The 10495-nt window shown below is 41.2% G+C and carries 12 protein-coding genes; 4 read left to right on the forward strand and 8 right to left on the reverse strand.

From position 1 onward, the window contains the following. The first annotated feature begins 222 nt into the window (after positions 1 to 222). On the forward strand, positions 223 to 1215 hold the full coding sequence (locus UYI_RS0111525; protein WP_016866817.1) for a CAP domain-containing protein: 993 nt from the start codon (positions 223 to 225) through the stop codon (positions 1213 to 1215). Positions 1216 to 1530: 315 nt separating this feature from the next. On the opposite strand, the gene UYI_RS0111530 is transcribed toward UYI_RS0111525, so the two are convergent. The 3 genes from UYI_RS0111530 to lpdA form a co-directional block, all read right to left on the reverse strand. Further along, entirely contained in the window at positions 1531 to 1782 is a 252-nt protein-coding gene (locus UYI_RS0111530) for a DUF5340 domain-containing protein (protein WP_016866818.1), read from the reverse strand. Between the two features lie 206 nt (positions 1783 to 1988). Further along, positions 1989 to 2876: an indole-3-glycerol phosphate synthase TrpC gene (gene trpC, locus UYI_RS0111535; RefSeq protein WP_016866819.1), complete on the reverse strand. Its 888-nt coding sequence runs from the start codon at positions 2874 to 2876 to the stop codon at positions 1989 to 1991. 92 nt (positions 2877 to 2968) lie between these two features. Further along, positions 2969 to 4399 carry a dihydrolipoyl dehydrogenase gene (lpdA, locus tag UYI_RS0111540; protein WP_016866820.1) on the reverse strand — a complete coding sequence of 477 codons (1431 nt, stop codon included), beginning with the start codon at positions 4397 to 4399 and terminating at the stop codon, positions 2969 to 2971. A 389-nt stretch (positions 4400 to 4788) separates the two neighbouring features. On the opposite strand from lpdA, the gene UYI_RS0111545 reads away from it, so the two are divergent. Both UYI_RS0111545 and UYI_RS0111550 read left to right on the forward strand, forming a co-directional pair. Further along, entirely contained in the window at positions 4789 to 6447 is a 1659-nt protein-coding gene (locus UYI_RS0111545) for an alpha-amylase family glycosyl hydrolase (protein ID WP_016866821.1), read from the forward strand. A gap of 160 nt (positions 6448 to 6607) precedes the next feature. Beyond that, positions 6608 to 7468 carry an HIT family protein gene (locus UYI_RS0111550; protein WP_016866822.1) on the forward strand — a complete coding sequence of 287 codons (861 nt, stop codon included), beginning with the start codon at positions 6608 to 6610 and terminating at the stop codon, positions 7466 to 7468. 368 nt (positions 7469 to 7836) lie between these two features. Here the strand turns inward: UYI_RS0111550 and UYI_RS0111555 are convergent, their stop codons facing one another. Genes UYI_RS0111555 through UYI_RS40360 form a run of 5 tightly spaced genes read right to left on the reverse strand, consistent with a single transcriptional unit; the run spans position 7837 to position 10330 of the window. Next, on the reverse strand, positions 7837 to 8277 hold the full coding sequence (locus UYI_RS0111555) for an HNH endonuclease (RefSeq protein ID WP_016866823.1): 441 nt from the start codon (positions 8275 to 8277) through the stop codon (positions 7837 to 7839). Continuing rightward, positions 8274 to 8510, reverse strand: coding sequence for a hypothetical protein (locus UYI_RS0111560; RefSeq protein WP_026085898.1), 237 nt, complete (start codon positions 8508 to 8510; stop codon positions 8274 to 8276). Before UYI_RS0111560 ends, UYI_RS0111555 begins: the two co-directional genes overlap by 4 nt. 25 nt (positions 8511 to 8535) lie before the next feature. Further along, positions 8536 to 8784 carry a hypothetical protein gene (locus UYI_RS0111565; protein WP_190806327.1) on the reverse strand — a complete coding sequence of 83 codons (249 nt, stop codon included), beginning with the start codon at positions 8782 to 8784 and terminating at the stop codon, positions 8536 to 8538. Positions 8785 to 8793: 9 nt separating this feature from the next. Then, positions 8794 to 9531: a tetratricopeptide repeat protein gene (locus UYI_RS40355; protein WP_444542644.1), complete on the reverse strand. Its 738-nt coding sequence runs from the start codon at positions 9529 to 9531 to the stop codon at positions 8794 to 8796. Beyond that, positions 9488 to 10330, reverse strand: a complete 843-nt coding sequence (locus tag UYI_RS40360) for a trypsin-like peptidase domain-containing protein (protein ID WP_016866826.1) — start codon at positions 10328 to 10330, stop codon at positions 9488 to 9490. Before UYI_RS40360 ends, UYI_RS40355 begins: the two co-directional genes overlap by 44 nt. On the opposite strand from UYI_RS40360, the gene UYI_RS38910 reads away from it, so the two are divergent. Continuing rightward, positions 10316 to 10495: hypothetical protein (locus tag UYI_RS38910; protein WP_235147937.1), on the forward strand; the 180-nt coding region annotated here is incomplete at its 3' end. The two genes, UYI_RS40360 and UYI_RS38910, sit on opposite strands and share 15 nt — an antisense overlap.

Raw genomic sequence — 10495 nt, forward strand, 5'->3', positions numbered from 1 at the left:
TGGGTGTGGGGGTAATACAGTTCGGATAAGCATTCTTTATCTCCCTTGTGGCCTGAGAAAAGGGTAAGGGGCAAGGGGGAAAGGTTTGAATTTACCTTTTGCCTTTCTCCCTTAACCGAACCGTATTAGGTGTGGGAGTGTCAGGGTGTAAGAACCTTTTTCATCCTTGGCGATGAATCTCAGTTCTTTAAGACTATTTTGAAAAATGTGAGGAAACTGTAAATGGCTACAAACAATCTGACATTTGAACAACAAGTTGTTGAACTAACTAATCAAGAACGAGCTAAGAATGGTCTTGCACCTCTGAAAGAGAATGCTGAACTCAACTATGCTGCTGACGAATATGCTGAACTGATGTCAGATCGTGGTGTTTTGAGTCATACAGGACCAGATGGTTCTCAACCGTGGGATCGGGCAAAGGCTGTTGGTTATGAAGCGCAAACTATGGGCGAGAACATCGCCGCAGGTCAAAAAACTCCTGAACAGGTTGTGGCAGCTTGGATGAACAGTCCTGGACACCGGGCTAATATTCTCAATCCGAAATACACTGAAATCGGTGTTGGCTTTGATGACAACTATTGGGTTCAGAAGTTCGGTAGTGGTGATCTCAACCCTGAGAGCTACATCCCAAATTCTCCATCTTCTGATGCTTCTGGATCTTCTGAACCTACACCTCAACCAAGTGATGATACTGATACTGTAAGTGGCGAAACGGGTAATCCACCACAAGACAGTCAAGATGATAATGTCGTTGAGGGTAGTCCAACAAATGATCAACTGAATGAAGGAAATAGACAAAATCCCCTCACAGGTGATGCTGATGTCGATATGCTGACTGGTGAGAAAGGCAAAAATGTATTACCCGGAGAAAAAGATAACAATGTCCTCAAAGGTGGTGATGGGAAAAAGAACCTTCTTGATACTCTTTTTGGTGGTGGAGGCGATCGCTTAGTATTTGGCACTGTACAAGACAAAGACGTCATTGCTGGTTCTGATACTAATCAGAATGGAAGCGACCTACGTCAAATTCTGACGAGCCAAGGTAATAGCGGTCAAAATCAATTCTCTGATTACCTGAAATCCAAAAACATTGGTGGTGATATCACTAATTGTTCTGAGGTATTTGACAATCTAAAACTTGGTGGGTTTGATAATTCTTCTGTGTTGCCAAACTCAGATTCGTCTCAATTCACTGGTGGTAACTTCATGAAGTAATCCAGGGAATAGGGAGGAACGACATCCAAACTCTATTACCCTGCTGGATAGCTGTCAGTCGAAGAGCCTTCCACTAATTAGAATTTGGTAGGCGAGGCTGTCATCGGTGTGGATATTCCTCCCGCTTTGTTGCCGTTGCGTTATGGACAGTAGTCTTAACGCACCAAAAATCACCTGATGCTGCGTTAGCCTACGGCATAACACATCCTACTGACTTTAACTTTTCCCAACTCTGGCAAAATTATATTTTGCCAGAGGTCTAATTGTTGGTGAAGTTCACCCATCCCTAACACACGCAGCCCTGTTCGCTTTTGCTTATTCTGGTGAAGATACTTGTTCGCTACTGAGATGATTAAGTGACCAACGGTGATCAACACTCATGGATGCACCTTGACAAATTTCTTCTAGGTGCTTTTGTTGAACAGCAGCTTTGCGAAGAGTAATAATTAGCTGATTGACTTGATTTCGCAGTTCTGGATTATTATTTACTGCTAACATTGTTTGTCTTTCTAGTAGTTGCAGTATGAGTTCGTAGTGGATGGGTGAAGGCAGAGGAATTTGCTCCATGAAGTTTATTTTTAGTTTTATCTTTTGTTTCAAATCCAAGACTGTTTGGTAATCAGCGAATTGTTACATAAGTAGAAGGCAGATGGCAGATGGCAGATGGAGAAAGACTGAACCTATCTAGTTTTGGGCATAAGCATTTTACGTTTAATTATGTCCATATACATAGACAATAAATATTGACTTAAATACTGGCTTTACTCCAATAATTAATATTTGGTGAAGAGATTAGCGATCGCTATTTCTGGATCTGGTTGTTTCACTAAGGATTCACCAATAAGTACAGCAGAAGCTCCTGCTTTTTCTACCACATTCAGGTCATCTGGGGTATGTAATCCTGACTCACTGACAACAAGAATGTTCCGTTCCTGCAAATTTTTACCCCTTGCTGATAAAAGGTGACAAGTGGTTTGTAGATCCACAGTAAAATCTTCGAGATTACGGTTATTAATACCTACTAAAGAAACACCATCTATAGCTAACACACGGTCAAGTTCTGCCAGAGTGTGGACTTCAATTAATGCTGCCATTTTGAGAGCATTGGCAATTTTAACAAAGTATTGTAAATCCTGATCACTGAGGATAGCTGCAATTAGTAGAACCGCATCTGCACCGAGAACACGGGCGAGATACATTTGATAGGGATAAATAATAAATTCTTTACACAGTAAAGGTAAATCGACAGTAGCGCGGATTTTAGCTAAATTATCAAAGCTGCCTTGAAAGAATTTTTCATCTGTTAACACAGAAATGCAACTAGCGCCGCCTTGTTGATATTGCAAAGCGATCGCCACTGGATCAAAATCTTCTCTGATCACACCTTTGCTGGGAGAAGCTTTTTTGACTTCAGCAATTAAAGCTGGTTTAGTCTTTCCATCTCGCAGCGCCGCCACAAAATCACGGGTTGGAGGTGCAGTTAATGCTTGCTTTTGCAACTCTTGTAGGGGTTGCTTCTCCCGCATTTGGTCTACTTCTTCTTCTTTTTGCCAAACAATTTTTTCTAAGATGTTTTTTGGTTCAGCATCAGGAGTGGCTACCTGATATCTCAAATTAGACACTGCAACAGTTGGATTTGGTGGACGGCGACGGATTTGCATAATAAATAGTCAAGGGTCAATGGTCAATAGTCAATGGTCAATAGTCAATAGTCAATAGTCCATTGTTGTGACTATTGACTATGGACACTTGACTAAATGGCGGCTGCGCGTTTATAAGCTTCGTCTAGCACTTCTGAAAGTGTGGGGTGGGCGTGAACCAGATGGGCGAGGGTGTGGACAGATTGACGGTTGGCGATCGCGGCTGAGGCTTCGTGGATGAGGTCGGAGGCGTGGATTCCAAAAATATGGACTCCTAAAACTTCACCGGTGTCTTTACGATAAATTACTTTTGCCATACCATCGGATTCGCCTTCTGCCAAGGCTTTGGAATTACCTTTGAAGTAACTCTTTGCCACTCCGATTTCAAAACTTCCAGCTGTGGCTTTTTCCTTGGCTTGTGCTTCGGTCATCCCGACATAGCTCACTTCTGGGTGAGTGAAAGCTGCTGCGGGGATGCTGAGGTAGTCTACTTCTTTGTGTCTACCGCAGATATTTTCTACTGCCACAATACCTTGAGCAGAGGCAGCATGAGCTAGCATCATTTTGCCAGTGGCATCGCCAATTGCCCACAAATGTGGCACAGGTTCACCCCCACTTAACACAGCCATAGTGTCATTGACGGGAATAAAATTCCTGCGGTCTAATTCTACACCTACTGATTCTAAACCGAGATTTTGGGTAGCTGGAATCCGTCCGGTTGCCACTAAACAAGCATCGACTTCTAGTACATCTACATCTTCTTTGGTTTTGAAGTCGGCTAATTCTATAACCACTGGTGAACCCGGGATGACTCTTTTGGCGTATATTCCCACATAGGTGTCAATATCGCGGGGAGTGATTAGCACTCGTTCAGCAAGTTTGGCAATGTCACGATCAAATCCTGGCATTAATTGATCGAGTGCCTCGATCATAGTGATTTCACAGCCTAAAGCCGAATATACATCAGAAAATTCCAAACCAATGTAACCACTACCAATAATTGCGACCCAATCTGGTAATGATTCTAATTTTACCCCTTGGTCGCTGGTAAATACTGTTTTCCCGTCTACTTCAATACCAGGAGGGACAAAGGGAACTGAACCAGGAGAAAGAATAATATCTTTGGCAGTGATGGTTTTTTCACCACTGTCTGTTACTATGCTCACTTTTTGCGTGCCGGCGATTTTGCCCCAACCCCGAATGATATCAACCCCTAAACGCTTGAGGCTATTGGTTAGGTCTCCTTGAATTTTAGCGACAAGATTGTTAGCGTGGTCAGCGATCGCTTGCCGCTCAAATTTTACACCTGCAACTTGAATTCCCAGGGTTTTCAGATGATGGGCGTCTCTGAGTTCCCGTACACGTCCAGAGGCTGCCAGCAATGCTTTAGAAGGAATGCAGCCTCGGTTGACACAGGTTCCCCCCATATCAGCCGCCTCAATAATTGCTGTCTTCAAACCGCAACTAACGGCGTGCAAGGCAGCTCCATGTCCGCCCACTCCAGCGCCGATAATCGCTAAATCATAATCAAATCCTTGACTCACGTTAGTTTCCCCGCGTGCATAGCCCTATATATTCTTAAACTGACCAAGCAATCAGTGCAAGTCTATTTAATTTTAGGCTGTTGGGGGGAGTGTGAGGGGTGTGAGGAGTGTGAGGGGTGTGTAGACGCGCTCATAGGCTTCCCGTAAGGGTGGAGTGTGGGCATTGGGCATTGGAAATTAAATTATCAACAACCAACAACTAACCACTAACTACTAACGGTGAGATATTAGTCATTATTTATAATTAATTTTAGTTATTTTTTAAATATTTATTCCTAAAGATAGAGGTAATTGTTATTTATTTATTTCTCAGGAAAGATTGGCTATTTTTTTTGAAAATCAGAGAATACTTATGCCAGGATTCACTAATCAAAATAAACTGAAAAATTATGGCGAAGCCAATCGAATTTAATCTATTTGCACCCTATAACAAAGCAGCAGCTTTAATTGGTTCTTTTTCTGATTGGCAAGAAATCCCAATGGAAAAAGGTGATGATGGTTATTTCCGTACAACAGTTGAATTAGAAGATGGAGATTACCAATATAAATTTCGTGTACAGTCAAAATCTTGGTTTTTTGAAGAAGACCAATGGGTTGATGTCACAGATCCATATGCTGTAGATATAGATGAATTAAGTGGTCAAGATAACGGTATTGTACATATTAAAGATGGACAAAGAATAGTTGATACTTATGTTTGGCAGCATGATGATAAACCTTTACCTGCTGACCATGAATTAGTAATTTACGAGTTGCATGTCGGGGACTTTTCCGGTGGTGAAGATGATCCTTATGCACGTGGTAAGTATCAGCATGTAGTTGAAAAATTAGATTATCTATGTGAACTGGGCATTAATGCTATTGAGTTAATGCCTGTGAAAGAATATCCAGGAGATCATAGCTGGGGATACAATCCCCGCTATTTTTTTGCCACAGAATCAAGCTATGGTTCTACAGCTGAGTTAAAAAATCTGATTGATGAGTGCCATGCTAGAGGAATTCGCGTCATTATGGACGGGATTTATAATCACTCAGAAGCATCAAGTCCATTAACTCAAATAGACCACGATTATTGGTATCATCATTCTCCGCGTGACCCCGATAATAACTGGGGTCCTGAGTTTAATTACGAATTATACGATGAAAATTTAGAAACTTATCCAGCTCGTAAATTTATTGGTGATACAGTTCGTTTCTGGATAGAAGAATATCATATTGACGGTATTCGCTACGATGCAGCGCGGCAAATTGCGAATTATGATTTCATGCACTGGATTGTTCAAGAAACGAAGAAAACTGCTGGCGCCAAACCTTTTTATAATGTTGCTGAACATATTCCTGAAACTCCCAGCATCACCAATGTTGATGGACCGATGGATGGTTGCTGGCATGATAGTTTTTACCATTGTATTAAAGAACATATCTGTGGTGAAACCTTTGATTTAGAACGACTTAAAGATGTCATTGACTGTAAACGTCAAGGCTTCATAGGTGTTACAAATGTTGTTAATTACTTGACAAATCATGACCATAATCATTTGATGCCTGATTTAGGCGACCGCAACATTTTTGATGAGGAAGCTTTCAGAAGAATCAAACTGGGTGTGGCGATTTTAATGACGGCTGTTGGTGTACCCTTGGTTTGGATGGGTGAAGAGTTTGGGGAGTATAAATCTAAGACTCCAGAGTCAGCAAAAATTGATTGGACATTACTAGCTCATGATTTGAATCGCGGTTTATTTGAGTACTATAAAGGTTTAATTAACCTGCGTAAAGAAAATCATGCACTTTACACAGAAAATATTGACTTTATCCACGAAAATCCAGAGGCAAAAGTATTAGCTTATAGTCGTTGGAATGATGAAGGCTCTCGTGTGGTTGTCGTGGCTAATTTCTCGGAAAACTTCTTAGCTGGGTATCATGTGCCTAACTTCCCCAACGGTGGTAAGTGGCACGAATGGACAGGAAATTATGATGTCGAAGCTGGCGATGATGGCATCATGATTGATATTGGGCCTTACGAAGCGAAAGTATTTGTTTGGCACTAGGATATTGCTTGGTGTTGATCTCTCAGATTCCCGATTTCTTTGAGAAGTCGGGGATCTTGTTTTTGTGGACGTGAGGGCGATTGCTCCATAAAATTGATTAGAATACTTGGTTATAATTAGCGATCGCTTCTTGCAAGTCTTCCTAGAAGCTTTATTTTTCATGAAAAAGCAAAAAAATCAATTTAGCCATCTCACAGCAAAAGAAAGAGTTTATCTATCAGTTCCGACAAGTTTTTTATTAGAGAAAAATCTACTTCAAGGTAAAGTCCTAGATTTTGGTTGTGGTTTTGGCAATGATGTTAAATTATTGCGACAAAAAGGATTTGATATTACGGGGTATGATCCTTATTATTTTCCCCAATACCCGAAGGCAAAGTTTGACACAATAATTTGTGTTTATGTTTTAAATGTTTTATTTCCTGAAGAACAAGCAAACGTTCTCATGGAAGTATCGCACCTATTGAAACCAGGAGGTAAAGCTTATTATGCTGTGAGAAGGGATATCAAAAGAGAAGGTTTTCGCGAACATTATGTCCACAAAAAACCTACATACCAATGTATTGTCAAGCTTCCTTTTAAATCAATATTGTTAGACGAATCTTATGAAATTTACGAGTATAAGCATTATAATTTACAGAGAAATTCCTCTAATTATTGCTTATTTTGTAACCCAAATAAACACCTCACTATACTTACAGAATCAGCAACAGCTTATGCTATGTTTGATGGTTATCCCGTGAGTAAAGGCCATGTTTTAGTTATCCCCAAACGCCATGTGAGTAATTACTTTGAGCTACCATTTAAAGAGCAATCTGCTTGTTGGCTGATGGTTAACAAAGTGCAAGAACTTCTCAGCCAAGAATTTGCACCTGATGGGTTTAATGTGGGGATGAACATCAATCGAGATGCAGGTCAAAATATGATGCACGCCAGTATTCATATTATTCCGCGTTACAAAGGTGATACTGTTGGTGCTAAAGGTGGTATCAGAAATGTGATTCCTAAAAAAAATAATTTGTAGTTTGCGATCGCTTTAGTAATATAGCCTAGAATAATAGACTAAAAGTAAGCCTAATTGAGCCTCAAAATAACAGACAGCATTATATGAACGTGAGTTCGATTAATATTATCAGACTAAACAATTGAATCGCCCGCAAGTAAACTGCGGGCTAATAACCTAAGTCTACTAAAAGTAGACTGAATAAATAACCCCATCAATCAACTTTAAGTGGGTTTTTGCTATGAGCCGCGCAATTTATTGCAGGGCGGGATGTTGGGCTAATGAAATCTATCAAACTCACGTTAATTTAGCTGATTGTAGAATTACGATCGCTTGTATTTACCTAAACCAAAAATAGCGATCGCCTTTTTGTGTAATTAACTTTCTTTTCAAGGATCTTCACGAGGAGGATGAAAACCACCTTTGACCCAAAGTTGTCGAGATTTCTGAATAAAAAGGTCGGGACGCCTTTCATCGTTTAAATCAAATCGGTTACAAGTTGCCCGACCGATTGGCGTGACACCAATAACTTTTGTAGCATCTGCTGACCAAATAAAGTGTTCAGCCCACTGTTGTTGACGAGGATTAAATAAGGCTACTTCTTGCTTAGTTTCTGGGTCAATTCCAACAGTAAAATTATAGTGGCGTTCGTTACACCGACGACAAGCTAAAGCCAAATTATTCACATCATCTGAACCGCCCAAAGATTGTGGGCGAATATGATCAATTGTCAAAGGAGATGTACTTAATAATTCAGGATAATGGCAGTACTCACAGCGAAAATTTGCACGTCTGCGGACAAATTCTTGGATGTTGTTAGGAATCGTCATGTTTCAGCTGCAATCATCGCATTGATGTAGCTGAAAATCACGTCTAATTCTCCTATCGCTTCTAGTTCAGCTGCTTCTTCTGGTGTGAGTAAATCTGCTTTTTTCTTATCTAACAATTCTTGCATCCGCGCACCTAATTCTTTAGTAAATTTAAAAAGATTAAGATTATTGACTTTTTCAACTCGGATACCAGTTGTCAGCCAAGATGATGGTTTAACTACTACGTTCGTCATAAAATTAGCATGATAGAACATACTGCTATTGTATTAGTTCATTGTTTGCTAGTGCGAAATCAAAGAATGTGATTGCACTCCCGTAACCTAAAACAATGCAGGCGATCGCTTTTCTGATGGGTGTGAGTGCGATCGCACAATCTACACCAAACACACGGATTCCCGACTTCTCAACAGGATACAGCTGGCGAATGGTGGGTCTGACCCCTCGTTCACCCACAAATTGGTTTGTAGAGACGCGCCATGGTGCGTCTCTACGACAGAATATTAACAAACCATCACCTCACTCCTCACACTCCTCACCTCCTGGATACTGCTGATACTTTCTAATCAACTCCAAGGTTTTTTGATATAGTTGATTGTTTCCCTGTTGTCGAAACAGATCAGCAGCTTTCTGCAAATCAGCAATCCCACCCTGCTTATCTCCTATAGCAGCACGAGCTAAACCCCGGTTTCCGTAAGCTTCAGCAAAGGTGGGATTAATTTTGAGGGCTGCGTTGTAATCAGCAATAGCCCCTTGCTTGTCTCCCAAATTACTGCGGGCTACACCCCGGTTGTTGTAAGCTTTAACATAGTTGGGATTAATTTTGATCGCAGTGTTGTAATCAGCAATAGCCCTTTGCTTATCTCCCAACTCATAGCTGACTAAACCCCGGTTGTAGTAGGCTTGGTCATAGTTGGGATTAATCTTGATCGCAGTGTTGTAATCAGCGATCGCTCCTTGCTTATCTCCCAATTCACTGCGGGCTATACCCCGGTTGTTGTAGGCTTGGGCTAAGTTGGGATTAATTTTGATCGCAGTGTTGTAATCAGCGATCGCTCCTTTAGGGTCTCCCAAATCACTGCGGGCTACACCCCGGTTGTTGTAAGCTTTAACATAGTTGGGATTAATTTTGAGGGCTGTGTTGTAATCAGCGATCGCTCCTTGCTTATCTCCCAGTTCACTGCGGGCTACACCCCGATCATTGTAAGCTGTATCATAATTTAGGATTGAGACGAATTGCTTCTGTATAATCAGCAATTGCTCCTTTATAATCTTTTTGGCGATACTTATTGTAAGCTCTGATATAAAAGTCATCTGCTTTCGGCGTGGCTGCAACTACATCTGGTGGTAGCACTCCCACATCTACCCCAATCGCTAGCATCTGCCGCAAAGCTGAATAAATAGTAATACCTATACCTGTGACAATCTTACTTTGACTTTTTTCCCCTATTTCTTGCTCATCAGCCCTACCGTGAATTGCCACTACTTCCCCTTGCTCATTCAGCACAGGCCCGCCACTCATTCCTCCTAAAGTATCGTTATCGTAGATAATGTTATAGCCGTCACCTTGTGCTGCACCGTTCGCGTTTACCTGTCCCTTGTTCAAGAAAAATTCCGGATTGGGGATTGCGCCTCTGGGTGCAGGAAACCCTGCAACATAAACAGTAGTGGTGCGTGTGGCTTTGTCAGAGTTGCCGATTGTGGCAACACTATAAGACTTGCTACTGCTAAACTCAACAACTGCTAAATCTATTTCTTTTCCTAAGCGTTTCACAGACCGAATTGGATTATTTTGTCCATCTGGCGTAAATATTTGGTACTTTTTATCACCTTTCACTACATGATAAGCAGTCAAAACAGTGTAAGTATTACCAGAAGGCTTAACAATGATTCCCGAACCCGCATTAGTTGGATTTTGGCTGTCAACAATCCGCACTGTGATATCTCTACCTATCTTTTCCACCTCTTGCGGGGATATTGCTACTGCTATTTGCGACTGCACTAGTACCATTGACACACCAATCAGCACGGGTGGAAGTGCGTGGTAATATTTCATTTCCTCACCTTATTTTCTGCTCAAACTTTTTCTGTAATCGAATTACCCAAAAAATCTTCAAAACCTCACCCTGTCAAGCGCGGACATCCCTCTCACCAAGGTTACGGTGTACACAGAAGTCGGAAAAACCTGATTCAAATTGACTCGAAAAGCCCAAAATCACAA

It is taken from the genome of Fischerella muscicola PCC 7414 (genome assembly GCF_000317205.1).
Lineage (GTDB): Bacteria > Cyanobacteriota > Cyanobacteriia > Cyanobacteriales > Nostocaceae > Fischerella > Fischerella muscicola.